Raw genomic sequence first — 26,210 nt, 5'->3', positions numbered from 1 at the left:
GCGATTACAGCAGTTCGATCGCTACCGCAGTACCTTCCCCGCCACCGATGCACAGGGATGCCACACCGCGCTTGAGGCCACGCTGTTTCAGGGCGTTGATCAGGGTGACCATGATCCGCGACCCTGAAGAGCCGATGGGGTGACCAAGGGCACAGGCGCCGCCATGGACGTTGACCTTGTCGGGGTCGAGTCCAAGCTCGTTGATGGCCGCCAGGGTGACTACGGCAAAGGCTTCGTTAATCTCGAACAGGTCGACGTCGTCGCGGCTCCAGCCAGCTTTTTTCAGTACCTTTTCGATGGCACCGATGGGCGCGAGGGTGAACTCGGCCGGCAGGCGGGCGTGGGTGGCGTGGGCCACAATGCGGGCCTGGGGTGTGAGGCCGCGTTTTTCGGCTTCCTCGCGGCTGGCCAGTACCATGGCGGAGGCGCCGTCACTGATGGAGCTGGAGTTGGCGGCGGTCACGGAGCCGTCTTTGGCGAAGGCCGGTTTGAGCTGGGGAATCTTTTCCGGCTTGGCTTTGCCGGGTTGTTCGTCGGTATCGACGACGGTGTCGCCGCCACGGCCGGAGACGGTCACGGGGGTGATTTCGTCGGCGAAGCCGCCATTCTTGATGGCCGCCAGGGAGCGCTCGAGGGAGGCAATGGCGAAGTTGTCCATGGCTTCGCGGCTGATATCGTACTTGTCGGCGGTGCGTTGGGCGAATACGCCCATGAGGCCGCCTTCGTAGGCATCTTCGAGGCCGTCGAGGAACATGGAGTCCATGACCTGGCCGTGGCCCATGCGGTAGCCGCCGCGGGCTTTGGGCAGCAGGTATGGTGCCTGGCTCATGTTTTCCATGCCGCCGGCAATCATGATGCTGTTGGTGCCGGCTTTGATCTGGTCGTGGGCCATGATGACGGCTTGCATGCCGGAGCCGCACATTTTGTTGATGGTGGTGCAGCCGCTGGAATCCGGGATGCCGGAGGCGCGGGAGGCCTGGCGTGCCGGTGCCTGGCCGAGGCCGGCGGGCAGTACGCAGCCCATGATGACTTCCTGGATGTCGGCGGGCTGCAGGCCGCTTCTTTCGATGGCTGCCTTGATAGAGGTGGCGCCCAGGTCCGGGGAACGCACGGAGCTCAGGTCGCCCATCATGCCGCCCATGGGGGTTCTGGCAGAGCCTGCTATTACTACGTCGTTGCTGCTCATTTCTTCAATCCTCTAAATTTGGTGAAGGACCGTGTGAGATGGATGGCCGTCATGGTTAAGCCTTTCCTAAAACCGACCTGGCGATGATTTCTTTCATTACTTCAGATGTACCGCCGTAAATCCTTTGTACCCTGGCGTCGATAAACGCCCGCGAAATCGGGTACTCACTGGTGTAGCCGTAACCGCCGAACAACTGCAAACAACCATCCGCTACCCGGCACTGCATTTCCGTGGCGCTGTATTTCGCCATGGAAGCTGTCGGAGCGTCGAGTTCGCCTTTTTCGTACAACGCGATGCATTCGTCGACGAAGGCGCGGTTGACGCGGCAGTCGGTTTCCATGCGGGCGATTTCGAAACGGGTGTTTTGCAGTTGGGCCAGTTTCTGGCCGAACAGTTCCCGTTCCTGGGAATAAGCAATAGTCAGGTCCAGGGCGCCGCGTGCGGCGGCGACGCCGAGGGCGCCGATGACCAGGCGTTCGCGAGGGAGTTCGCGCATCAGGTACATGAAGCCCTGGCCTTCTTCACCCAGCAATGCCGACGCAGGGATGCGCATGTCGGAGAAGAAGAGTTCCGAGGTGTCGCCGGAGTGCTGGCCGATTTTGTCGAGGTTGCGGCCTTTGCTGTAGCCGGGCAACGAGGTGTCTACCAGGAACAGGCTGATGCCACGGGCACCGGCCTTGGGGTCGGTTTTGGCGGCGACGATGACCATGTTGGCGTGCTGGCCGTTGGTGATGAAGGTCTTCGAACCGTTGAGGATGTAGTCGTCGCCGTCTTTAACCGCACTGGTGCGGATGGCCTGCAGATCGCTGCCGGCACCCGGTTCGGTCATGGCGATGGCGCCGACGGCTTCGCCGGAGACCATTTTCGGCAGCCAGTGTTGCCGCTGTTCTTCGTTGCCGATGTGGCTGAGATAGGGGGCGACGATGTCGGAGTGCACCATGACGTTGGTGGACAGCGCACCGAAGCCCATCCGGGCCATTTCTTCACCGACGACAACGGAGTACAGGAAGGGCGCGCCGCAGCCGCCCCAATCTTCAGGCACGTCTACGCACAGCATGCCGGCGTTGCCCAGGGTGTTCCAGAGTTCCCGGGGTACGATGCCGGATTTTTCCCAGGCTTCGTAGTGGGGTGTTACCTCGGTTTCCAGGGCCTTGATGACGGACTCCCGGAACATCTCGAGTTCTTCTTTATCAACAACGCTGGTCATGGTTGTCTCCTGCAATTATTTGGGCGCCATGCGCAGTGCGCTGTCCAGGCGGATGACTTCGCCGTTGAGGACCGGGTTGCGCACCATCTGGTCTACCAGCATGCCGAATTCTTCCGGCTTGCCCAGGCGCTTGGGGAACGGCAGGGTGGCAGCCAGGCTGTCCTGCACTTCCTGGGGCATGCCGGCCATCATCGGGGTCATGAAAATGCCCGGGGCGATGGTGTTTACGCGGATGCCTTCCCGCGCCAGTTCCCGCGCCGACTGCAATGTCATGGCGACAACGCCGCCCTTGGAGGCGCTGTAGGCGGCCTGTCCGATCTGACCTTCAAAGGCGGCCACGGATGCGGTGGAGATCACCACGCCCCGTTCGCCATCGGCGTTGGGCTCGCGCTGGGCCATGTCGGCGGCGGCCAGGCGCATGATGTTGAAGGTGCCAATCAGGTTGACCTGGATAACCTTGTTAAAGTTCTCCAGAGGCATGGGGCCATCTTTGCCGAGGATCTTGGCGGCCGGGGCGATGCCGGCGCAGTTGACGGCAATGCCGCACAGGCCATGGGCGTCACGGGCGGCTTTTACCGCAGCTTCGGCGCTTTCGGCGGAAGACACGTCGCACTCGACAAATATACCGCCTATATCTTTTGCGACGGCTTCGCCCTGCTCTTTCTGCAGGTCAAAAATGGCAACTTTGCAGCCGGCAGCGGCCAGTGCACGGGCCGCGCCTTCGCCAAGGCCTGAAGCGCCACCGGTTACTATTGCTGGTACACCTTTAAATTCCATGGTTATCTCCTGATATCAGCGTCACCGGCGACACCCATGGCCTCGCCGGCGAACAATTTGAATTCGGGTATGGGATCAGTCTGTCTCAGTCACCTCCTGGGCGCCATGACATAACCGGGCAGGAAATTTGATAAAAATTGACACGCCGGGGCCACAACCCTGTCGGACCCGGCGTTTACAGCTCGCGGTCAAAGCTTTTTGGCGTCGTCCCGCAACACGAACTTCTGGATCTTGCCGGTGGAGGTTTTCGGCAGCTCACTGAACACAATGGTCTTGGGCACCTTGAACTTGGCCATCCGCTCGCGACAGAAGGCAATGATGTCGTCTTCACTCACATCACCGGCCTCGGGCTTGAGGGTCACGAAGGCGCAGGGTGTCTCACCCCATTTTTCGTCGGGCCGGGCCACCACGGCGGCTTCGAGGATATCCGGATGGCGGTAGAGCACGTCTTCCACTTCAATGGTGGAGATGTTCTCGCCCCCCGAGATGATGATGTCCTTCAGGCGGTCCTTTATCTCCGCGTAACCATCCGGATGCCACACCGCCAGGTCGCCGGTGTGGAACCAGCCGCCCCGCAGGGCTTCCTCGGTGGCCTTGGGGTTTTTCAGGTAGCCCTTCATCACCGTGTTACCACGCAGGAAGATCTCACCGATGGTTTTACCGTCTTTCGGCACGGCTTCCATGCTGTCCGGATCCCCCACCATCATACCAGCGAGGGTATGGTAACGAACCCCCTGCCGCGCCTTGATGCGGGCGCGGTCTTCCACCGGCAGGTCGTCCCATTCGGATTTCCAGGCACACACAGTAACTGGGCCATACACCTCGGTGAGGCCGTATACGTGGGTCACCTGAATGCCCATTTCTTCAATGGCCTCGATAACCTTGGCCGGAGGCGCGGCGCCAGCAGTCATTGCCTGCACGGTATGGCTGAAGCTGGATTTCAGGGCGTCCGATGCACCCAGCAGGGTGTTCAGCACGATGGGCGCGCCACACATATGGCTGACCTTGTGCTCACTGATCAGCTTAAGAATCTTCTCCGGGTCCACCTTGCGCAGGCACACGTGGGTGCCGGCAAAGGCCGTGATGGTCCAGGGGAAGCACCAGCCATTGCAATGGAACATCGGCAGCGTCCACAGGTACACCGGATGCATGCCCATGGACCATACCGCCTGGTTACCCATGGCATTCTCGTAGGCGCCGCGATGGTGGTACACCACCCCCTTCGGATTGCCGGTGGTGCCGGAGGTATAGCACAGGGAAATCGCATCCCACTCATCCGCCGGCATCTGCCATTCGAATTCCGGGTCACCACTGGCCAGGAAATCCTCGTAATCCAGGTCGCTCACCCGGGTGCCACCACCGCCAAATTCGGGATCGTTAACGTCAATCACCTGCGGCGGGTTATCCAGCAGGCCGACCGCTTCATTGATTACTTCGCCAAACTCGCGGTCTGCAATCAGCACCCTGGCCTCGCCATGTTCCAGCATAAAGGCAATGGTCTTGGCGTCCAGGCGCGTGTTCAGCGCATTCAGCACTGCGCCCAGCATGGGAACGCCGAAATGGCATTCCAGCATCTCGGGAATATTGGGCAGCATCGCCGCCACGGTACCCCCCTTACCCACCCCTTTCGCCGCAAGGGCGGAAGCGAGGCGACGGCAGCGCTCATAGGTTTCCTGCCAGTTGCGGCGTGTCTGGCCATGAATCACAGCCGGATATTCCGGATAAACGCTGGCTGTGCGTGCCAGAAAGTCCAGTGGGCTCAGGGTGGCCCGGTTGGCGTCGTTGGGTTGCAGGCCCGTGTCAAAGATGGAGTTCATACCGGTCTCCTGATGTTGTTATTTAACACCTGACTATAGGGCACAGCAGACGTTTCAGCGAGCCTTCGAAGCAGTTTCGCCCTCGTCGGAATCTTTCAACGGATCCACCCAATAGGTATCTTCGGTATCGGCCATTCCCGTCCCGCAGCAGGTTGCGGCTGGCCACTCCCCGATCTCGGTGGGCTGGTCCGGTAGTCTCTCGATCTGACCGACCGTGTAGTCGCCCTCTTCAATCCGATCTTCCCCGTACGACAACGTCGGCGCGCCGCCCGAGGTCTCCATCGCAGACTCCGCCTTGGTCACGAAATAGAGGTTCCAAAGCGCAGAGGAGCCAAAGCTGATGGCAGACAGAACAACAAGCATCACGATCAGGCTGCGGACCATGGCCCGAGGCATGCCCAAGAACTCGTGACCATCGCTGCGCTTACCTTTGTTGGCCTTGGTCAAGTCTTTACGGGACAGGGTGTTGAGCACGTCTTCGACGGAAACCACTTCATCACTGAGGGAGGCAGTAATGAAGTGTCGCAGGGCTGAAAACTCGCGGTGCCCCAGGTTCTGGAATTCACACCCGCAGCGATCATTCATCGAATCGAAACTGCGCGGGACAAAGCTCACGTCGATGGCGACATCAAAGCCGTCGACCTCGAACACCAGGTGACCGTTGTAAACCTGGCGCAGGCGCAAGGCTTCCAGCGCCGCGTTCACACTGAAATCGGCAGCCGACAAATCAGCCACCGGAAATGCCTGTTTTCTGCCGTCCAGGTTCACGTGCAGCCAGGCCGGAATTTTTATCCGGGCATACTGATGTTGCGCTTCGGCTTCGCGGACAAAGTGTGGTGCAACTGCTGCCGTCTTCATTACTATGGCCCTTGCGTTATCGTCAATTGGTGTTCTCGGAGAACTCCACTGCGCTCCGGCCACAAGGAAATTATCGCAACTCCACGTTAAATGCCGGTTACGAAACCATAATCAAGAGTACATGAATCAGTTACATGTCTGTTTTAAAGGCGTGAAACCGGAGGCTACGGATGGATTTTTGTAGGCTGATTAATAAGACGTAACGCGGGATTCGCCTCTCCGATAATGCATTTCAAAGAGGCTTGCGGAAGGAAAAACGACGGTTATCTATTTCGTAATCGCAAAAAAAGAATGATCGTTATTATAAAATCGAATCAGGCGCTATTTTTCGCATGGAACCCGACGGCGGACGCCGTCGTTATACGAAACTGTGCGGAGAAAATAGCCGCCCTCAAATGGTGCATTCAGCGCCACACAGCTTCACCCCAACCCCAAGCTCCCCTGTTACAATGGCCGTCACAATCGTTGAGCGCCATCCGACACTCCCCTTCTGTTTAACTCTCCTGGTTTAAATAGGGCCCGAAAAATACTTTACGTTTACGTAAACTTTATCTAACCTAAGTCTTAAAAAAGGACTCCGCCATGGACATCAAGAAAACTTACAGCATCAGCGAGCTCGCCAAGGAGTTCGACGTCACTACCCGAAGCGTACGTTTTTACGAAGACCAGGGCCTACTGCACCCCACCAGACGTGGGCAGACCCGCATTTTCAGCTCAAAAGACCGGGTTCGCCTGAAGCTGATCCTGCGGGGCAAACGCATGGGGTTTTCCCTGTCGGAAACCAAGGAGTTGTTCGACCTGTGGGACGAAACCCTCAGCGGCAACGAAAAACAGCTCCTGCTGATGCTGGACACCCTGGCCAACAAACGGGCACAGCTGGAACAGCAAAAAAACGACATTGCCCAGGCGGAAATGGAAATGGATACGGCAGAAGCCCGGTGCCGGGAAGCTCTCGCCGAGCTTCAGAAGAAAAAGCGTCAACAGACGAAGGCCCAGAAAGAAGAGCCAGAATTTATCGAACAGAAATAGTGGCGGACATCGAAGCCCGCGACCAACTCCATATTTGAGAGTAAAAGGTAGCCAACAATGAAATCACAATACTCAGAGTTCAACTTCGGCCTCGGTGAGACCATCGACATGCTCCGCGAGCAGATCAACGGCTTCGCCGCCAAAGACATCGCACCCCGCGCCGAAGACATCGACCGTGAAAACCTCTTTCCCAACGACTTGTGGAAAAAGTTCGGTGACATGGGCCTGCTGGGTATTACCGCCGACGAAGCCTACGGCGGCTCCGAAATGGGCTACCTGGCACACGTGGTCGCCATGGAAGAAATCAGCCGTGCATCGGCCTCCGTTGGCCTGTCCTACGGTGCTCATTCCAATCTGTGCGTTAACCAGATCAACCGCAACGGCACCGACGAGCAGAAAGAAAAGTACCTGCCCAAGCTCATCAGCGGTGAACACATCGGCGCTCTGGCCATGTCCGAACCCAACGCCGGTTCCGACGTCGTCTCCATGAAACTCAGCGCCAAAGACGCCGGCGACCACTACGTGCTCAACGGCAGCAAAATGTGGATCACCAACGGCCCGGATGCCAACGTTTACGTCATCTACGCCAAAACCGACCCGGCCGCCGGCCCAAGGGGCATCACCGCCTTCATCGTCGAACGCGACACCCCGGGATTCAGCCAGGCCCAGAAGCTGGACAAACTCGGCATGCGCGGCTCCAACACCTGTGAACTGGTCTTCGAAGACGCACAAGTGCCCAAGGAAAACGTCATGGGCGGTCTCGGCAACGGCGCTAAAGTCCTAATGAGCGGCCTCGACTACGAACGCCTGGTCCTCTCCGGCGGCCCGCTGGGCATCATGCAGGCGGCCATGGACGTGGTGGTTCCCTACATCCGCGAACGCAAACAGTTCGGCCAGGCCATCGGCGAATTCGAACTGGTCCAGGGCAAAGTGGCCGACATGTACACCTGGATGAACACCGCCAAGTCTTACGTCTACATGGTCGCCATGTCCGCCGACCGCGGCAACACCACCCGTAAAGACGCTGCCGGCGCGATTCTCTATTCCGCGGAAATGGCCACCAAACTGGCCCTGGACGCCATCCAGTTGCTGGGCGGTAACGGCTACATCAACGAATACCCGACAGGCCGTCTGTTGCGTGACGCCAAACTGTACGAAATCGGTGCCGGCACGTCCGAAATCCGCCGGATGCTGATCGGCCGCGAGCTGTACCTGAACAAGTAAGGGCCAGTATCGGGAGGCCAGCACCCAAGAACGACGAGGGTCTGGTGCCGGGGCTGTCCGGGAATGTCTCCGGCCAAGGATGGCCGGGGTCAAGCGCACATGGATGTGCTCGTAGCGTTTCCCGGACAGCCCCGGCACCAGACCCGACGCACGGACTAAAAAAAACGGACTAACAAGCCATGACGATACTCCAAAGCAAAATAAACCCAAGGTCCGAAGAATTCCAGGCCAACCAGGAATCCATGGCAAAAGCCGTGGCCGACCTGCGGGACAAAGTCGCCACTATTCAACAGGGCGGCGGCCCCACCTACCAGGAACGGCACCTGGCAAGAGGCAAACTGCTGCCCCGCGAGCGCATCAACCGCCTCCTGGACGACGGCTCCCCCTTCCTGGAAGTGGGCCAGTTCGCCGCCTACAACGTCTACGACGAAGAAGTCCCCGCCGCTGGCCTGGTCGCAGGGGTTGGCCGTGTGTCCGGCACCGAATGCATGATCATCGCCAACGACGCCACCGTAAAAGGCGGCAGTTACTACCCGCTGACGGTGAAAAAACACCTGCGCGCCCAGGAAATCGCCCTGCAAAACCGCCTGCCCTGCATCTACCTGGTGGACTCCGGCGGCGCCAACCTGCCACGGCAGGACGAGGTCTTCCCGGACCGCGACCACTTCGGCCGTATCTTCTTCAACCAGGCCCGTATGTCCGCCGACGACATCCCGCAGATCGCCGTCGTCATGGGACTGTGCACCGCCGGTGGCGCCTACGTTCCGGCCATGGCTGACGAGTCCATCATCGTGCGCAATCAGGGCACCATCTTCCTGGCCGGTCCGCCGCTGGTAAAAGCCGCCACCGGTGAAGTGGTCAGCGCCGAAGACCTGGGCGGCGCCGACGTACACTGCAAAATCTCCGGCGTGGCCGACCATTACGCCGAAAACGACGCCCACGCCCTGGAAATCGCCCGGCGCTGCATCTCCAACCTCAACCGCCGTAAACCGGCAGACGTGGAGATCCGCAAGCCCAAGGCACCCCTGTTCAACGCCGAAGAAATCTACGGCATCGTCGGCACGGATTTGCGCAAACAGTTCGACGTGCGCGACGTGATCGCCCGCATCGTCGACGGCTCCGAGTTTGACGAGTTCAAACGCTACTACGGCCAGACCCTGGTTACCGGTTTCGCCCACATCCACGGCTACCCGGTGGGCATCATCGCCAACAACGGTATCCTGTTCAGCGAGTCCGCCCAGAAAGGCGCGCACTTTATTGAGCTGTGCTGCCAGCGCAACATCCCGCTGCTGTTCCTGCAGAACATCACCGGCTTCATGGTGGGCCAGAAGCACGAAGCCGAAGGCATCGCCAAGCACGGCGCCAAGATGGTGATGGCGGTAGCCTGTGCTGAAGTGCCGAAGATCACCGTACTGATCGGCGGGTCTTTCGGCGCGGGCAACTACGGCATGTGTGGCCGCGCCTACAGCCCCGACTTCCTGTGGATGTGGCCCAACGCCCGTATCTCCGTAATGGGTGGCGAACAGGCCGCCGGCGTACTGGCGACCGTCAAGCGCGAAGGCATGGAGCGCAAGGGCCAGGACTGGAGCAGCGAGGAAGAGGCCAAGTTCAAGAAGCCCATCGTCGACTCCTACGAACACCAGGGCCACCCCTACTACGCCAGCGCCCGCCTGTGGGACGACGGCGTGATCGACCCGGCCCAGACCCGCGAAGTGGTCGCCCTGAGCCTGTCCGCCACCCTTAATCGCCCGGCCAAGCCAACACGCTTCGGCGTGTTCCGCATGTAACGGAGGACAACGCCATGACCGATCAGGAATCAGCGGTACTGCTCAAACAACGCGCCGACGGTGTCACCGAAGTGGTGCTCAACCGCCCGGACAAACGCAACGCCTTTGACGACGTCATTATCCAGCAACTGATCAACGCGCTGGAAACGGTGAATGCCGACAAGAACACCAACATCGTGATCCTGCGCTCTGAAGGCAAACACTTCTCCGCTGGCGCCGACCTGGGCTGGATGCGCCGCATGGCCGACAACAGCCGCCAGGAAAACCTGGACGACTCGCGGGAACTGGCGCGGCTGATGGACACCCTCAACCACCTCGGCAAGCCGGTGATTGGCCTGGTACAGGGTGCGGCCTTCGGCGGTGCCGTCGGCCTGGCCGCCTGCTGCGACATCGTGCTCGCCACGGAGAAAGCCAGCTTCTGCCTGAGCGAAGTCAAGCTCGGCCTGATTCCGGCGGTGATCAGCCCCTACGTGGTACGCGCCATTGGCGAACGCCAGGCCCGGCGCTATTTCATCACTGCCGAAATCTTCACTGCGCAGCAAGCCGAACACTTCGGCCTGGTGCACGAGGTGTGTGAAGACGTGGCCGCCATGGACCGTCGCTGCGACGAACTGATGCTGCAGCTTGCCCTGAACGGTCCCGAGGCCATGCAGGCCGCCAAAGACCTGGTGTTTGCCGTTAGCCACAAAGTCATCGGCAAAGACGTTATCGACGACACCGCACAACGCATCGCGGACATCCGGGTGGGTGCCGAAGGGCAGGAAGGGCTCAGTGCCTTCCTGAACAAGCGCAAAGCCAACTGGGTTCCGGAGGAAGAATAATGTTCAGCAAAATCCTGATCGCCAACCGCGGCGAAATCGCCTGCCGGATCATACAGACCGCCCATCGCATGGGCATTCGCGTGGTCGCCGTCTATTCCGACGCCGACGCCGACGCACGGCACGTAGCCATGGCCGACGAAGCCTTCAACATCGGCCCGGCCCCCAGCTCCGAGAGCTACCTGAAAGCCGACAAGATCATCGAGGTCGCGAAAGAAAGCGGCGCCCAGGCCGTTCACCCGGGCTACGGTTTTCTCTCCGAGAACACCCAGTTCGCCGAAGCCTGCGAAGCCAACAACATTGTCTTCATCGGCCCGCCTTCCTCCGCCATCGCGGCCATGGGCTCCAAATCCGCCGCCAAATCCATCATGGAAAAAGCCGGCGTGCCCCTGGTACCGGGTTACCACGGTGACGACCAGGCCCCGGACACTCTGCGCAAGGAAGCCGAAAAATGCGGCTTCCCGCTGCTGCTGAAAGCGGTCGCCGGCGGTGGCGGCAAAGGCATGCGGGTTGTAGAACGCATGGAAGAGTTTGACGACGCCCTGGCCGCTGCCAAACGGGAATCGAAGAACGCCTTCGGCAACCCGGACATGCTCATCGAACGCTACCTGACCCAGCCACGCCACGTGGAAATCCAGGTGTTCTGCGACAAAAGCGGCAAGGGCGTGTACCTGGCCGAGCGGGACTGTTCCGTGCAGCGCCGCCACCAGAAAGTACTGGAAGAAGCCCCCGCCCCTGGCCTGAGCGACGAAACCCGCAAAGCCATGGGCGAAGCCGCCGTCAAAGCCGCCCAAGCCATCAATTACGTGGGCGCCGGCACCGTGGAATTCCTCTACGACGTGGACGGCTCCTTCTTCTTTATGGAGATGAACACCCGCCTGCAGGTAGAGCACCCGGTCACCGAAATGGTCACCGGCCAGGACCTGGTGGAATGGCAGTTGAAAGTGGCCTGGGGCGACCCGCTGCCACTGGAGCAGTCCCAGGTAAAAACCCGGGGCCATGCCCTGGAAGCCCGCATCTACGCTGAAGACCCGGACCAGGACTTCCTGCCCGCCACCGGCAACCTGCGCTACCTGAGCACGCCCGATGAAAGCGCGCATGTGCGGGTGGATACCGGCGTCACCGAAGGCGACGACATCAGCATCCACTACGACCCGATGATCGCCAAGCTCATCGTCTGGGACGAAACCCGGGACCAGGCCATCAACCGCATGGTCCAGGCCCTGGAGCATTACCGCATCGCCGGCGTGAAAACCAACATCCGCTTTCTCCACGCGCTGGCCGATGCCCAACCGTTCCGGGAAGCGGAACTGACCACCGGCTTCATCGACGACCACCGGGAACTGCTGTTCCCGAAATCCAGGCTCGATACCCACAAGGCCCTGGTACTGGCCGCCGGCTTCGTACTGGAACAGCGCAAGTCCCGGGAAGTGATCAGCACCGACCCCTGGTCGCCGTTTGGCCGCCAGAACAGCTGGCGCATGAACTCCGAGTACGCCCAGCCCCTGCAACTGCAGGTGGGTGACGACATTCACGAACTCAAGGTGCTGGAACGGGATGACCGCTATCAGGTATTCGTTGGCGGCAGCGTGTACAACCTCACCGCCCGCCTGGACGACGACTACCTGCAGGCGGTCATCAACGGCCACCGCATCAGCATCCATGGCAACCTGCACAACGACCAGCTGGTGCTCTTCTACGAGGGCGACACCTTCCAGTGCATTCTGTACCGGGAAACCTACGGCTTCGAGGAAATGGCCGGCGAAGGCAGCCTGGCCGCCCCGATGAACGGCGCCATCGTTGCTGTGCAGGCGAAAGTAGGCGACAAGGTCACCGCCGGCCAGAGCCTGGTGATCATGGAAGCCATGAAAATGGAACACGCCATCAAGGCCCCCGCCGACGGCGTGGTCACCGACATCTTCTTCGCCGAAGGCGACCAGGTCTCCGAAGGTGCCGAACTGATTGCCATTGAAGTCACTGCAGACGCGGAAGAGGAGGCAGGCTAATGGCCTTCCCCAAACAGGTAAGACTGGTTGAAATGAGCCCCCGCGACGGCCTGCAAAACGAGCCCGGCGCGGTCATTGCAACCGACATCAAAACCGGCCTGATCGACCGGCTGGCCGACTGTGGCCTCAACCACATCGAATCCGCCAGCTTTGTGTCGCCGAAATGGGTGCCCCAAATGGGCGACGCCGCCGACGTGATGGCCGGCATCAAACGCAAACCGGGCGTGCGCTACTCCGTACTTACCCCCAACCTCAAGGGCTTCGAAAATGCCCTGGCGGCGGGGGCCGACGAAGTCGCCGTCTTCGGTGCTGCGTCCGAGTCCTTCAGCCAGACGAACATCAACTGCTCCATCGCCGAAAGCCTCGAACGCTTCCTGCCGGTGATGGAAGCCGCCAAACAGCACCAGATACCGGTACGCGGCTACGTCTCCACCGTCCTCGGCTGCCCCTACGAAGGCGACATCGCCCCCGAACAGGTCGCCAAAGTCGCTAAAGCCCTCGCCGAAATGGGCTGCTACGAAATCTCCCTGGGCGACACCATCGGCGTAGGCACTCCGCTGAAAGCCAAACGCATGCTCGAAGCCGTCGCCGCCGAAGTGCCGATCGAAAAACTGGCCGCCCACTTCCACGACACCTACGGACAGGCATTGGCAAACCTGTACGCGGTACTTGAAGAAGGCATAGCCGTCATCGACTCATCCGTAGCCGGCCTCGGCGGCTGCCCCTACGCCAAGGGCGCATCCGGCAACGTCGCCACCGAAGACGTGCTATACCTGCTTAACGGTCTGGGCATAAAAACAGGGGTCGATCTGGACAAGCTGGTAGCAACCGGCGAATGGATAAGCGGCCAATTGAATCGCCACAATGGCTCAAAAGTAGGTCAGGCCCTCGGAGGAAATTGCACATGAGCCAGAACAAAAACGTCGTCGCCCTGGATCTCCCCATCCCGGAGATCAACGATATGCCAGAGGACACCCAGAAGTACTTCCAGATCTGCCAGGAAAAACTCGGCATGGTCCCGAACGTACTGACCGCCTACAGCCAGAACCTCAAACAGCTCGAAGGCTTCACCCGCCTGTACAACGAACTGATGATGGGCGAAGGCGAACTTAGCAAACTCGAGCGGGAAATGGTCGCCGTGGTGGTGTCTTCCGAGAACAAATGCTTCTACTGCCTGGTGGCCCACGGTGCCGCCGTACGGGTACTGAGCGGCGACCCGACGCTGGGCGAGCACATGGTGATGAACTACCGCACCGCCAGACTCGACAAGCGCCAGCGGGCGATGCTGGACTTTGCATCACACCTGACCCGCTCCCCGGCCACCGTCACCGAAGAACACATCCAGGCCCTGCGGGATGCCGGCCTCAGTGACCGCGGCATCTGGGACCTGAGCAACCTGATTGGTTTCTACAACATGTCCAATCGCGTGGCTATTGCCAGCGACATGCAACCTAACCCTGAATATCACAGCCAGAGTCGCTAGCAGGTTCGACACTGCTCGCCCTCGACTACAACAACAATGGAGGCAGAGATAATGAGCATGACTCTTCCAAGCTATACCAGTGGCACCTCAGAGAGCCCGCTGCTGGGCATGACCATCGGCGAAATGCTCGACCGCACCGCCGAAAAATACCCGGACACCGAAGCGCTGGTCTCCCTGCACCAGAACATCCGCTGGACCTACAGGGAATTCCTGGAAAAGGTCAACGAAGCGGCCCGCGCCTTCATGGCCATCGGTGTTGAACGTGGCGACCGGGTGGGTATCTGGTCCCCCAACCGCTACGAGTGGACCGTCACCCAATTCGCCACCGCCAAAGTGGGCGCCATCCTGGTGAACATCAACCCGGCCTACGGCGTGCATGAACTGGAATACGCACTCAACCTGTCCGGCATGCGCTTCCTGGTCACCGCAGACAGCTTCAAGACCTCCGACTACCGCAAGATGATCTACGAGCTCGCCCCGGAACTGAATACCAGCGAACCCGGCAAGCTCAAATCCCGGCGCCTGGAAAAGCTCGAAGGCGTGATTAACCTCGACCAGCGCAGCCACGACGGCATGTGGACCTGGAACGAATTCGTCGGCCGGGCCAGCGAAGTGACCCAGCAGGAACTGGACAAGCGCCAGAGCGTGCTGCAGTTTGATGACCCCATCAACATCCAGTTCACTTCCGGCACTACCGGCAATCCCAAAGGCGCCACCCTCACCCACCACAACATCCTTAACAACGGATACTTTGTGGGCGAGAGCCAGCGCCTGACCGAGAAAGACCGCCTGGTCATTCCCGTGCCCCTGTACCACTGCTTCGGCATGGTCATGGGCAACCTGGGCTGCATCACCCACGGCTCCACCATGATCTACCCGGGTGAAGGCTTCGAGCCCAAATCCGTGCTGCAGGCCGTCCACCAGGAAAAGGCCACTGCCCTCTACGGTGTGCCCACCATGTTCATCGCCGAACTGGCCGAGCCGGAGTTTGAAAGTTATGACCTGTCCAGCCTGCGCACCGGCATCATGGCCGGCTCCATCTGCCCGGCGGAAGTGATGAAAAAGGTCAACGGCAAGATGAACATGAAGGAAGTTCAGATCGCCTATGGCATGACCGAAACCAGCCCGGTGTCCACCCAGACCAGCTCACTCGACCCCTTCGAGAAGCAGGTAACCACCGTGGGCCGCACCCAGCCGCACCTGGAAACCAAGATCGTCGACCCCGGCACCGGCAACATCCTGCCCCGGGGCGAAACCGGCGAACTCTGCACACGCGGCTACAGCGTGATGCTGAGATACTGGAACAACGAGGAAAAAACGGCCGAAGCCATCGACGAAGCCGGCTGGATGCACACCGGCGACCTGGCCACCATGGACGACGAAGGCTACATCCAGATCGTCGGCCGCATCAAAGACATGGTCATCCGCGGCGGCGAGAACATCTACCCGAAAGAAATCGAGGAATTCCTCTACACCCACCCCGCCATTGAGGAAGTGCAGGTAACCGGCATTCCCGACGACAAGTACGGCGAAGAACTCATCGCCTGGGTAAAACTGGCCCCGGACGCAGACCCGGTCACCGGCGACGAGCTGCGGGAATTCTGCAAGGGCAAGATCGCCCACTTCAAGATCCCCAGGAACTACAAGTTCGTGGATGAATTCCCGATGACGGTCACCGGGAAGATCCAGAAGTTCAAGATGCGGGAGATTTCTATTGAGGAGATGGGGTTGAAGAAGTAAAGCGCCCCTCCTCCATTTCGTTCCTACTTCAGACCCCAGCCATGTGCTGGGGTTTGTGCTTTGTGTACGCCATCAGAGAAGCTGGGACCATGCAAGGGCTGCAGTGGGCAGGAGTTATACGAACCGGTTTGCAAAACTCCAAGTAAGGAGCGGGAAACCTTTATAAGCATCTGATACTGTTAAAACTGCATTTTAACGATCTGGATTTATACGCCCTTCCTGGGGTGAGAAGAGTAGACCAACCAGGGCGTATAACTCCGGCGGTTGCCATGGCGGATCTTGGTACGGTGTTGTTTTAAATAGATTTTTTGAGGTCGCCTGAGCGACTGCAATTGGAATTATACGAATGGGTGATATACGAACGTGTTCGTATAATAAGCTGTTAAAGGTAAGTAGCGAATCATGGCACGGAAGCAATTCCTAGATGGAACAATAAGGGTTGGTGATATTTCGAGAATCGCTGGTCTGCGCATAAAGCCAGTCGCAACTGGAACAGGCAGAGCTTTTCAAGTGATTGCATTACCGGGTGAGGAAATTGTTTACTGGTCTTTCTGGCGTGGAAAAGTAAACCGCTTCGCAATTAAACAATCGGAAAAACTGAAGGTCCCTGTCGATTTTGAATCAGACCTTTATGGGCAGTCCCTGAAGTTTAAATACCGCTATGAGCCTAGCGAGTACATTTTTGGCGGGCTTTTTTGTGTGGCGACTGCTGGTTTATTTCAGGTAGATACGGACAGCTCAAACGCAATGGTCGCGTTATTCAGTGGGTTAGGCCTCTTTCAGTTCGTGCAAGCATACAGGGCAAGAACAGCCCTCAAAAACCTTTAACAAGTCGCAGCAGTACGCGGCCAATGGCCGCCGGACGCCCTTTACGTGGCTCCTTCGTCGCCACTTCAAGGTCGCCGCTGTGCTCAGCGTTAGCGAGAGTGATTGATGACAGATTATCCCATCGAGAAGAGTTCAGAGATTTTCTTTGAGATTGCTCAGAAGTATGGCGAAGAACCAATTACTGATCATGATGAGATCATGTCTTTGCTTGCTGACCTAGATCATCAATTAGGTGGCCTGGTGATACTGGACTTTCTCGATATGTCGAATTGGGACAAGATCGAGAATTTCGAGCTGGATCGTGAGACCGGTATATTAAAACTCCTTTGGCATGATTATCGTGGAAAAGATGAGTCCGAGGAGGAGCGGGAAATTCGCAGCATGGTGTTTCCGGCATCACTGTACTCATGCGCTTTACAAGTGAACTCCATCGTCCCAATAGTCGGACCAAATATCGCCATATTTTTGATTAACGGGTATGCAAAAACTGAAAAGGAGATAAAGAAGTTATTCCAAGGCCAAGCTGACGAGATAAAGGTTATTGATAACAGCTTTTTCGAGAAACGAGTCCTCAGAAGATTTGGTGAAGAAATTGAAGTGATGGACTTTCACTGTACGCCAATGTACTCCCTGGCAGTCATACCTAAACAGTCCGGTATTGGTTCGCATCACTCGAAAGATATTCTTTACTATCACAATTTCAGGACTGCGATTGGCCGAATTGACTCTGTTGTCAAAGCATTGGACAAGCTTACCGATGGTGATGCTGATGAAATTGCCGAGAAGGTCAATACCGTGCGAAGGATCATGGAGTTCGCGCTGAAAGTAGAGTGCTGTTCGAGAAGCTTGACGTTAAAGAAGACTTACTCCCAGGTTTTGCTTGGTGACCTCATTGCTGCCGTAAAACATGAAAAAGAAGAGCACGTTAGAGATCTTCTTGGACGATTTGCGGGCATGGCCAATGAATTTTCGCATGACTCCGGCAAGCCGATTGACATTACTAACGCAAAAATTGCCACCTTTTTGGCTTTGGCTTACGTTACTCTCCTGGAAATCGAGCACAAACCGAGATTTCGCTAACAAACCGCGTAAGGCGGACGGCCCTGACGGGCCGCCGCTTCGCTTCGCGTTAAATTGCGAGGAAGCATCGTGCAAAACCTTGAGGCAGAAAATCTTCCTGAGAGAATGCGAGCTGCCGTCAGCGAAGCTTGGCTAATCTTTTCCCGAAAGGTTGGGGGCGGGTTGATCCCTGTTAACAAGGAGGCCTCAATGCAATTGCAGTATGCGTATATCTTGCAGCAGCTAGCTCCTCTGATCATATTTCACGAAGATGAAACGACTCGGGTAGAGCTTGAGGCAGGGGTCAACGTCGACGGTGCGAATCGAGAGATTGATCTTCTGTTCACAGGACAAGGGCCAAGTGGCGCTCACAAGATCGCTATCGAGATGAAGTGCTACCGTACAAAAGCGGCGTCCGGCGGGTACCGTGGGGCGACCGACATCTTCATGAAAGATGTGTATTTCGATATTTTCCTCTTAGAAAGATATGTTGCCGCAGGCCTTGCTACGCAAGGAGTTTCTCTTGTCATGAATGACATGGAGCGCCTTGTAAAACCAAGAACCAAGAGCGCCAAGTGTTGGGCTTACGATACATCGCAAGGGGCGCAATTTGGCCCTCAAACGTTTGACACCCCAATTGGTGGGAAACCGGTCAGTTTCCGGCTGGAAGGACGCTACCAACTCGTCTGGCAACAGTACGGAGGCTTCTGGTTCTTGGAGGTCGAGGGGCAAAGTGCAATTGCAATCTAACAAATCGCAGCTGTCCGCGGCCGATGGCCGCCGGACGTCCCTGACGGGCCGCCGCTGTGCTCCGCGTAATAGGAAGGACATTTGAACCGATGAGTTATTGGAAAGTTGTATGGGACGCCTACCATGCTGAAGCTACGCGCCTCAAAATTTTTTTGGGAGTATGGGATTCAACGTCACTATGGGAAAGGTTCTACACCATAGCCTTAGTGGTAGTTTTTCTTCTTTCGCTCGTCTTATTTTTCATCCTACAAGGTTGGCTGCTTGTCCCTGTTTTGCTTGCGGAAGTTGCTTTGATTGTGAAGTTCACATCCCTTAATGAGAAAATGGTGTATGAGGAATTCGGCGATCAGGAAGCGAAACAGCCCCTAAAATCGCAGAACTATCAAGATACTCGATACCTGATGTTCAAGAAAAAACTAAAAAAGTCCTTTATTGGTGAGCCAACCATAAGGGGATGTTTCGAGCTCTTGGACTCGCAGATAGATATTGTTGCTACAGAGTCTTCGGCCACGAAAAAGATTGTTACCTTCTCTTTGGGTTTGCTCGCCGGTTTGGTTGGATCGGTCTGGAGCAGGATGGAGTATGCGGAGCTCGCTCTCGTCGCTGCTGCAATCATTTCTTTCATGTTGTTGATAGTTGTAGTCGCTTCAGCTTTCCCGTCGAAACTAGAGAAACTAAAGGAACTGAGATACTTCATGCTGCTGTACTGCCATGAGGCGTCTATAACCAATCGCGCAAGACGGACGGCTTTCAGCCGCCGCTTCGCTCCGCGTTAAAAGGCAAAATCCGCTATGAGTCACCCCGCTGACGAGTCGAAAAAATCTTTAATTGTTCACGGCGCGCTCCCTGCCGTGGCAGCGGTTTTGGTGTTAGTAGCGTCTATTATTGCCGACCTCAATTCTCCCGGAACTCACTGGTTCCAGAGGGCAGGTTCGGTAACTACAGTGTTGGGGGCTTATGTTGCCTACATCGATGCGAGCCGTAGCTTCAAGTACATCGAGGGGAATTATTATATTAATCATGAGCTACCATACCGGATTGTATCGGCAATACTCGTAGTGGTGGGCACCATAATCTGGGGGTACGGAGACCTTGTCCTGTGAGTTTGCCTTTTTAACAAGTCGCTGTAGTACGCGGCCGATGGCCGCCGGACGCCCTTTCCATTGCGGCTTCGCCTCCATTACAAGATCACGCCGGTGCGCTAGGCGTTAGCTGGCAGAGTCGCGAGGGTACAACGCAATGCTTAAGTCTACGCTCGGTGGCGTTCTCGGCCCCGTAATATTCTCTACAGTCATGATAGCTGCCGCGTCGAACCGGCCCGGATACAGTCACATACGGCAATTCATAAGCGAGTTGGGTGCAACCGGATCGGAGAACGCGGCATTGATGAACTACGCGGGTTTTCTCCTCGGAGGATTGCTTATTGCGTCCTTCGGCGTCGCCCTACTTAAAGCGCTACCGAAGAAACGAACTACGCTCATCGCCTCAGTCTTCGTAAGTCTCTTCGGTCTTGGTGTAGCTGCGTCCGGACTAATCTCTTGCGATATCGGCTGCCCGCAAGGCTCCGGAACCACAGAGAACCTACTTCACAACGCAATCGCACCGATAGCATTTTTGTGTCTTATCGCAGCAACACTCATGCTCGGTATCTATTGGTGGCAAGAACACAAGGGTGGGGTCCTAGCTAGCTACTCCGTTGGAACGGGGATCGCAAGTCTTCTTCTGTTGGCGTTACTTGTCTCATCACTCGAAGCTCGAGACATGACTGGATTGTGGCAACGCATTCTATTGGGGCTTCTGTTCAGTTGGTGCATTGTCGTCGCGTTGCGTACTGCCTCGAACGGTGACCGGGAGCTGCCATCTAATAAAGCAATGGAGCGGACGCGTTCCGCCCAAAACCGGACATTGAGCTAGACTAAGGGCCAGAGGCCGCTATTGACCCAAAATGCTCGAGCACCCGGGCGACGATTTTCCTGTCGTAGTTGGACGCCGCGATCAGTGGCCGTTTCTGACACGCCTTCTGCGAGAGAAACCAAGTAGCGCCAAACCGGCCAATAGCAACGACATCGTGCCCGGCTCCGGGACCGGCGTCGGACCCGGTCCTGTTTGGTCCCCTACGACGCTCATCGCCGTCCAGGTCGGGGCGATCGTCTCCAGAGCTGTTGCGCCGCTCGTGAACGAGATCCCGTCGAAACCGACCGTCTCCAGGGTCGCCGTACTACCACTCGTCTCGCGAACGAAATACATAAGGTCTGCGAACGGGTCGTAGGACATCGCCGTCCAGGTCGGGGCGATCGTCTCCAGAGCTGTTGCGCCGCTCGTGAACGAGATCCCGTCGAAACCGACCGTCTCCAGGACCGCCGTACTAGCACTCGTCTCGCGAATGAAATACATAAGGTCTGCGAACGGGTCGTAGGACATCGCCGTCCAGGTCGGGGCGATCGTCTCCAGAGCTGTTGCACCGCTCGTGAACGAGGTCCCGTCGAAACCGACCGTCTCCAGGGTCGCCGTACTACCACTCGTCTCGCGAATGAAATACATAAGGTCTGCGAACGGGTCGTAGGACATCGCCGTCCAGGTCGGGGCGATCGTCTCCAGAGCTGTTGCGCCACTCGTGAACGAGGTCCCGTCGAAACCGACCGTCTCCAGGGTCGCCGTACTACCACTCGTCTCGCGAACGAACTGGATCTCGATCGGCCCGGCGTTAGCGGATCCCGCAAATAGAATCAAGAGAAGGATCGAAAGCCCGAAGTACATGCCTAGATGCTTTGGCTGCATGGTAACCTCTGCACAAAGTGCGGTAAGCACTCAAATGAGGCATTTTTTATACCGCGGAAACGAACCTTCACAAAATTCAACTATTTCCGGCCGCGCAACGGCACGCTGCGACCCTGGGATCGATGTCTGTGTAAAGTCCCTCGACAGTCGTCCCGGGACATTAACGTGACTGTCATGCCGGCCCGGTAAATACTGCCATTCGAAAGTATGCGGGTAGGGCTACCTTTCCACTACCTAAGGGATGGACAAACGAGACTATTGGGATTGTTGGGCCATCGAAGTAAACAATTGGAGATCCCTGATTCGCGGGTGTAGTTCAATGGTAGAACATCAGCTTCCCAAGATGACGATGCACCCGGTCTGCTGAGAACAGACGTTCAATTCTTAAGGAGGGACGTCCGCTTCTGGGAAAAAGCAGACTTCCAGGCCGGTGCCAAATGCCGCCTAACAATGCGCTGCACCCGTCCCTTGACCCAGCCCGCCTTTCGTGGCCGCTGGCGATATTATCCGGGTGACTGACGACGAGACAGGGGCATTTGAGGTAATCGAATATGGCGGAAACCTGTGTTCAGGTTACTGAAGTCAACACTACGACCTATCGTTTAGGTTTTGTCGAACGCGAAATGCTTTTGATACCCGTCGGGTATTAGAGGAAAACTGAGGTCAGTTCAATCTGACCTCAGTTCGTATCTTAAGCAGCCCAGGATGGCCTTGCGGCCAGAGATCAAACGTTAGCTCTGTGGTTTGATCAGGAACTTCTCTCCGGTAGCCTGTTTGCCGTAAACCGCGATCGCGTCCAGTTGTAAAGCACCGGCCAGGGATACTTCGTGAGTGTAGTGGCTGGCGAACGTGGTTTTGATCTCGGCCGCTATGCGTTTCCGCATGGCGATGGTGGTTTCCTTGCTCAGTTTTCCTAACGCATTAAACAATAAAAAGCCGTTCACACCCCAGGCAAAACCAAAAGTGCGGTTCAGCGTGATCGGGCCGCGATCAAGGCCGCCATAGATATACACCTGCTTGTAGATGTCAGATCCATACACGCTGTATTCAGTCATGTTGCGAGAGACCGCGACTTCCATGCAGGTGAGAATATCACTAGCCAATCTACCGCCACCGATAGGGTCGAAGGCGATGGTAGCGCCGGTTTCGATAAGGGCTTCGGTCAGGTCTGCCATAAAGCTGTCGCTACTGGAGTTGACCACGTATTTGGCACCCATATCGCGCAGCAATGCTTCCTGTTCCGGCTTGCGGACGATATTGACCAGGTCGATGCCGTCGGCGATGCAGATGCGGTTGAGCATTTGTCCGAGGTTAGAGGCGGCGGCAGCGTGAACGATAGCTTTGTGACCTTCAGCTCGCATGGTTTCTACCATGGCCAATGACGTAAGCGGATTAACAAAGCTTGAGGCGCCTTCGACTGCAGTCGTACCCGGCTCCAGTTCCAGACAGCTTTGAACATTGGCACAGAGATATTTGCGGTAGCTACCACCGCCAATGACCGCAACGGTTTTGCCCATCAGGCTTTGCGCAGCGGCTGATGAGCCAGCAGCGACGACCGTACCGGCGCCTTCGTTGCCTACGGGTATAGGCTTGCCAACCCGCTTTTTAACGGCGCTCATGAACTTGGCCGGGACATCGGCACTGATGACCGGGCGATCGGCGCTACCGGATTGGCTGGCAGTCGTCATATCGGCCGCACTGAACATCACGCCCAGGTCAGACGGGTTGATCGGGGCGGCTTCGATGCGGATGACCACCTGGTTGTCGCCCGGCTGCGGGATCTCGATCTCGCGCAGGGCCAGTTCCAGTTTGTTGTCTTCGCTAATGGTGGAAGTAAGCTCGATGTTGGTATCTGACACTTTTTTCTCCTGCAAACATTCAGTGGTCTGGCACTTTGCTAACCGGTGTCACCAGATGAGGTGTACCGCATAAAATGTGGGGCAAACCCTTAGCGCCTGCGTGGTCCTCGTCGCTGGACCGTCTGACCGTAGTGATCAGACGGGGTTAGGTCAGAGTAGCAGACTGGTAAATTCAGTACGCACCCTCGCTGTATATCAACTCGTAGCTGTGGCTATAAATTTCTAAGATGTTCCCAAACGGATCTTCCATATAAATCATGCGGTAAGGCTTCTCGCCCGGATAGTAGTAGCGTGGCTTCTCCATGCGCTTTTTACCACCAGCAGCCACAATGCGTTCTGCCAGTTCCTCGACGTTCGGGTCTTGCACGCAGAAGTGAAAAACGCCGGTTTTCCAATACTCGAAATTGTCCTCCGGGTTAGTCTGGTTTTTGAACTGAAAAAGCTCCACGCCAATTCGATCTCCGGTCGATAGGTGAGCGATACGGAAGCTTCCCCAGCCCGCGCCGAATACATCCGTGCACATCTCCCCGATGGCGCTGTCGTCCTCTTCGATCTCGGTGGGTTCCATAATCAGATACCAACCCATTACTTCTGTGTAAAACTTAACGGCTCGCTCGAGGTCCGGTACGGATATACCAATGTGTGAAAAATTTCTTGGGTAAACGTTGCTCATTGTTTCTCCTCCTTTTAATTGAACTGAAAACAGGTTACATAGCGCTGACGATTACGTAAAATTATGGTTTGTAATTCAATAAATCACGGATCGTAATGATAAATACCACCTGGTTACGCAGCTTTTGCACACTGGTTGAAGTTGGCCATTTCACGCGTACGGCTGAGCGCCTCCACATGACGCAGTCGGGGATGAGTCAGCATGTGCGTAAGCTGGAGCAGCAGCTCGGCACCGAGTTGCTTGTACGGGAGGGCAAAAAATTCTCGCTCTCGGATGCCGGCGAAAGGCTTTATGCCGGCGCGCAGGACATTCTCTTGGCGTTGTCGAATCTGGAACAGAGCGTCGGAGAGGACCCACCCTATGAAGGGACTGTGCGGATGATGTCCCCGGGAAGTGTTGGGCTTAAACTTTATCCGCATTTGCTGGCGTTGCAGAGCAAGCACCCCAAGCTCATTATCGATTACCGGTTTGCGCCGAATACCGATGTGGAAAAAGCAATCGCTGAGTCTACCGTTGATATTGGATTCATGACGTCGAAATCCGCCCTGGCCGACGTAAGTTGCATGCCGGTCGCGCAAGAGTCGCTGCTATTGGTAACACCTGCTTCAGTCGAAGAGCCGGGGTGGGACACTTTGATGACCCTGGGCTTTATCGACCACCCCGACGGAAGTCATCATGCCAACCTGCTTCTCGGTGCCAATTACCCTCAATTCCAGCACAGTAACCTGTTTCCCAGGAAGGGATTCTCAAATCAGATCAGCTTGATTTTGGAGCCGGTCAGCATGGGGTTGGGTTTTACCGTCCTACCGGCACATGCGGTTGAAGCCTTCCAAAGGCCGGAGCAGATTAAAGCACATCGACTTGCTCGCCCGGTCAGCGAGACGCTATATCTTTGCGCTCTGCGGAATAAGGCGCTTCAGAGGAGAATAGAAACGGTAATTGCTGAAGCCAAGCGATGGCTCTAACTATTCATCTCACTGCAGCACTCTGGGCTTTGCTGGCTGGAATCAGCCAATTATTAGCGCAGAAAGGAACAAAGCTACACAAGTTGGTTGGTTGGTCATGGATGACAGCCATGGTCATTGTGGCCGTCTCGTCCTTTTGGCTCACAGGATTCATGGACCTTTTCTGGGGGTATAGTCCAATACATTTGCTCTCTATCTGGATATTGGTTTGTGTCGCCGTTTCGCTCTACTCAGCCCGAACCAGTAATATTAAACGGCATAGGGCGTTCGCTATGGGGGCTTTTTATGGGGTTGTTGGTGCCGGCATCGGTACATTGGCACCTGGCAGGGTTATCCATCAGTGGCTATTTGGTTAACAAGTCGCTGTAGTACGCGGTGCACTGCTTCCAACTTCGGTTATAGAGGCAGAACCGAAAACTCCCCTTTGGCCAAAAGCTCGCCTTCCTCTGTGACCACCTCAACTCGCCAGTCTCCCACCATGTTTCGGTCGATATACTTGGCTGAGGATGCGCGCATGGGATCAACCGACGGCCTGATTTCCACCCGTGCAACCCGTTCATCCTCCAGGTACCAGTCGTGGAAGTGCAACTGGCCTTCCATGCCCTGGATTTCGGTAAACAGGTAAATCCGAATCAGTCCGTCACTGTTCATCGTCAAAACGTTCGGGATTTCGTCAATTGGCTCTTTGTCCTCCAGGCCGGTACTCAGTTGCGCCCGGATTATGTGATCAGAAAGCAGCTCGATGGAGGCAGTATCTTCCCGGGGCGGTTCCGATTCTCCTGCCGCCGGCGCTGGAAGGGAGCCGAGATCTATCGATGACTCCGGTTCGCTCACCTGACTGGCCAACGGAGGGGGGGCGGGTTCTGCACTGGAATCACTCGATGCTGCTTCCGCTGCAATTTCGGACACGGCGGCAGGCGTCTCGGCCACTTCAGTTTGAACTGAGTTTGTCTCGTCCGGCATGCCAGCGTTTGCGTCAGCTTCCGATTGTTCTCGTGATGCGGTCTTCGGTAACTGGATGGATGCAGGCTCGGCGGACGAGGACTCGTCGACAAATACCGGCGGGAGAGGAGGCGACTCCACTTCCTGATTCTCTGCCAGCGCGTCCTTTTGCTCGCCGGTGCCAAAGATCTCTAAAGCACCCCAGATTATGCCCCCCACCACCAGAATGAATACGAAAAGAGCGGCAAAGATGCGCCCCCAAAGATACACAACAACCTCTTCGGGCTCTTTGGGCTCAGGTAGGCGGGAGGACTTACCTGACAAACGTTGATTTTGCGGTCTTGCTGTTTTCACCGGTGGTTCTTCCTTGAAGCAGGCAATAGAGGGTTTGAATATGCCCAACAGCTTCACATTACCGATTGCG

The 26,210-nt window shown here is 56.9% G+C and carries 24 protein-coding genes; 15 read left to right on the top strand and 9 right to left on the bottom strand.

What is annotated here, in order from left to right; translation table 11 throughout:
* Window positions 1-4: 4 nt before the first annotated feature.
* The 5 genes from FDP08_RS14985 to FDP08_RS14965 all read right to left on the bottom strand — a co-directional run bounded on the left by FDP08_RS14985 (window position 5) and on the right by FDP08_RS14965 (window position 5,845).
* A complete protein-coding gene (locus FDP08_RS14985; RefSeq protein ID WP_137436927.1) occupies window positions 5-1,186 on the bottom strand; it encodes a thiolase family protein in 1,182 nt (393 codons plus the stop codon).
* Between the two features lie 55 nt (window positions 1,187-1,241).
* The gene (locus FDP08_RS14980; protein ID WP_137436926.1) at window positions 1,242-2,393 is read right to left on the bottom strand and encodes an acyl-CoA dehydrogenase family protein; all 1,152 of its coding nucleotides are present in this window, start codon (window positions 2,391-2,393) and stop codon (window positions 1,242-1,244) included.
* A 15-nt stretch (window positions 2,394-2,408) separates the two neighbouring features.
* The gene (locus FDP08_RS14975; RefSeq protein WP_137436925.1) at window positions 2,409-3,170 is read right to left on the bottom strand and encodes a 3-hydroxyacyl-CoA dehydrogenase; all 762 of its coding nucleotides are present in this window, start codon (window positions 3,168-3,170) and stop codon (window positions 2,409-2,411) included.
* A gap of 188 nt (window positions 3,171-3,358) precedes the next feature.
* On the bottom strand, window positions 3,359-4,987 hold the full coding sequence (locus FDP08_RS14970; protein WP_137436924.1) for an acyl-CoA synthetase: 1,629 nt from the start codon (window positions 4,985-4,987) through the stop codon (window positions 3,359-3,361).
* A 54-nt stretch (window positions 4,988-5,041) separates the two neighbouring features.
* On the bottom strand, window positions 5,042-5,845 hold the full coding sequence (locus FDP08_RS14965; protein WP_137436923.1) for a PilZ domain-containing protein: 804 nt from the start codon (window positions 5,843-5,845) through the stop codon (window positions 5,042-5,044).
* 582 nt (window positions 5,846-6,427) lie between these two features.
* Here FDP08_RS14965 and FDP08_RS14960 point away from each other — a divergent pair.
* The 13 genes from FDP08_RS14960 (at window position 6,428) to FDP08_RS20715 (ending at window position 20,483) form a co-directional block, all read left to right on the top strand.
* Window positions 6,428-6,874 carry a MerR family transcriptional regulator gene (locus tag FDP08_RS14960; protein ID WP_137436922.1) on the top strand — a complete coding sequence of 149 codons (447 nt, stop codon included), beginning with the start codon at window positions 6,428-6,430 and terminating at the stop codon, window positions 6,872-6,874.
* 57 nt (window positions 6,875-6,931) lie between these two features.
* Window positions 6,932-8,098 carry an isovaleryl-CoA dehydrogenase gene (locus tag FDP08_RS14955; protein ID WP_137436921.1) on the top strand — a complete coding sequence of 389 codons (1,167 nt, stop codon included), beginning with the start codon at window positions 6,932-6,934 and terminating at the stop codon, window positions 8,096-8,098.
* Window positions 8,099-8,277: 179 nt separating this feature from the next.
* Window positions 8,278-9,885: a carboxyl transferase domain-containing protein gene (locus tag FDP08_RS14950; RefSeq protein ID WP_137436920.1), complete on the top strand. Its 1,608-nt coding sequence runs from the start codon at window positions 8,278-8,280 to the stop codon at window positions 9,883-9,885.
* A gap of 14 nt (window positions 9,886-9,899) precedes the next feature.
* Complete coding sequence (locus FDP08_RS14945) at window positions 9,900-10,706, top strand: enoyl-CoA hydratase-related protein (protein ID WP_137436919.1); 807 nt, start codon at window positions 9,900-9,902, stop codon at window positions 10,704-10,706.
* Window positions 10,706-12,709: an acetyl/propionyl/methylcrotonyl-CoA carboxylase subunit alpha gene (locus FDP08_RS14940; protein WP_137436918.1), complete on the top strand. Its 2,004-nt coding sequence runs from the start codon at window positions 10,706-10,708 to the stop codon at window positions 12,707-12,709. Before FDP08_RS14945 ends, FDP08_RS14940 begins: the two co-directional genes overlap by 1 nt.
* Entirely contained in the window at window positions 12,709-13,617 is a 909-nt protein-coding gene (locus FDP08_RS14935; protein ID WP_137436917.1) for a hydroxymethylglutaryl-CoA lyase, read from the top strand. The genes FDP08_RS14940 and FDP08_RS14935 overlap by 1 nt, the downstream gene beginning before the upstream one ends.
* Window positions 13,614-14,192: a peroxidase-related enzyme gene (locus tag FDP08_RS14930; protein ID WP_137436916.1), complete on the top strand. Its 579-nt coding sequence runs from the start codon at window positions 13,614-13,616 to the stop codon at window positions 14,190-14,192. The genes FDP08_RS14935 and FDP08_RS14930 overlap by 4 nt, the downstream gene beginning before the upstream one ends.
* Window positions 14,193-14,249: 57 nt before the next feature.
* Window positions 14,250-15,932: an AMP-binding protein gene (locus FDP08_RS14925; protein WP_228263368.1), complete on the top strand. Its 1,683-nt coding sequence runs from the start codon at window positions 14,250-14,252 to the stop codon at window positions 15,930-15,932.
* A 402-nt stretch (window positions 15,933-16,334) separates the two neighbouring features.
* On the top strand, window positions 16,335-16,760 hold the full coding sequence (locus FDP08_RS14920) for a hypothetical protein (RefSeq protein WP_137436914.1): 426 nt from the start codon (window positions 16,335-16,337) through the stop codon (window positions 16,758-16,760).
* Window positions 16,761-16,865: 105 nt separating this feature from the next.
* The gene (locus tag FDP08_RS14915; protein ID WP_206077297.1) at window positions 16,866-17,840 is read left to right on the top strand and encodes a hypothetical protein; all 975 of its coding nucleotides are present in this window, start codon (window positions 16,866-16,868) and stop codon (window positions 17,838-17,840) included.
* A gap of 69 nt (window positions 17,841-17,909) precedes the next feature.
* On the top strand, window positions 17,910-18,569 hold the full coding sequence (locus tag FDP08_RS14910; RefSeq protein WP_170979041.1) for a hypothetical protein: 660 nt from the start codon (window positions 17,910-17,912) through the stop codon (window positions 18,567-18,569).
* 89 nt (window positions 18,570-18,658) lie between these two features.
* On the top strand, window positions 18,659-19,345 hold the full coding sequence (locus FDP08_RS14905) for a hypothetical protein (protein ID WP_137436913.1): 687 nt from the start codon (window positions 18,659-18,661) through the stop codon (window positions 19,343-19,345).
* A 463-nt stretch (window positions 19,346-19,808) separates the two neighbouring features.
* The gene (locus tag FDP08_RS20715; protein WP_137436912.1) at window positions 19,809-20,483 is read left to right on the top strand and encodes a DUF998 domain-containing protein; all 675 of its coding nucleotides are present in this window, start codon (window positions 19,809-19,811) and stop codon (window positions 20,481-20,483) included.
* Between the two features lie 81 nt (window positions 20,484-20,564).
* On the opposite strand, the gene FDP08_RS14895 is transcribed toward FDP08_RS20715, so the two are convergent.
* The 3 genes from FDP08_RS14895 to FDP08_RS14885 all read right to left on the bottom strand — a co-directional run bounded on the left by FDP08_RS14895 (window position 20,565) and on the right by FDP08_RS14885 (window position 23,879).
* The gene (locus FDP08_RS14895; RefSeq protein ID WP_137436911.1) at window positions 20,565-21,347 is read right to left on the bottom strand and encodes a PEP-CTERM sorting domain-containing protein; all 783 of its coding nucleotides are present in this window, start codon (window positions 21,345-21,347) and stop codon (window positions 20,565-20,567) included.
* A 731-nt stretch (window positions 21,348-22,078) separates the two neighbouring features.
* Complete coding sequence (locus tag FDP08_RS14890) at window positions 22,079-23,206, bottom strand: zinc-binding dehydrogenase (RefSeq protein WP_137436910.1); 1,128 nt, start codon at window positions 23,204-23,206, stop codon at window positions 22,079-22,081.
* 172 nt (window positions 23,207-23,378) lie between these two features.
* Complete coding sequence (locus FDP08_RS14885) at window positions 23,379-23,879, bottom strand: lactoylglutathione lyase family protein (RefSeq protein WP_137436909.1); 501 nt, start codon at window positions 23,877-23,879, stop codon at window positions 23,379-23,381.
* A gap of 95 nt (window positions 23,880-23,974) precedes the next feature.
* On the opposite strand from FDP08_RS14885, the gene FDP08_RS14880 reads away from it, so the two are divergent.
* Window positions 23,975-24,844, top strand: coding sequence for a LysR family transcriptional regulator (locus FDP08_RS14880; RefSeq protein WP_137436908.1), 870 nt, complete (start codon window positions 23,975-23,977; stop codon window positions 24,842-24,844).
* On the top strand, window positions 24,835-25,200 hold the full coding sequence (locus tag FDP08_RS14875) for a DUF2306 domain-containing protein (RefSeq protein WP_137436907.1): 366 nt from the start codon (window positions 24,835-24,837) through the stop codon (window positions 25,198-25,200). Before FDP08_RS14880 ends, FDP08_RS14875 begins: the two co-directional genes overlap by 10 nt.
* A gap of 40 nt (window positions 25,201-25,240) precedes the next feature.
* Here the strand turns inward: FDP08_RS14875 and FDP08_RS14870 are convergent, their stop codons facing one another.
* Window positions 25,241-26,140, bottom strand: coding sequence for a DUF2914 domain-containing protein (locus FDP08_RS14870; RefSeq protein WP_137436906.1), 900 nt, complete (start codon window positions 26,138-26,140; stop codon window positions 25,241-25,243).
* Window positions 26,141-26,210 lie beyond the last annotated feature (70 nt).

The sequence above is a fragment of the Marinobacter panjinensis genome (assembly GCF_005298175.1).
GTDB lineage: Bacteria > Pseudomonadota > Gammaproteobacteria > Pseudomonadales > Oleiphilaceae > Marinobacter > Marinobacter panjinensis.
The sequence above is the reverse complement of the archived record's forward strand: the minus strand, read 5'-3'. Positions and strand labels throughout refer to the sequence as shown.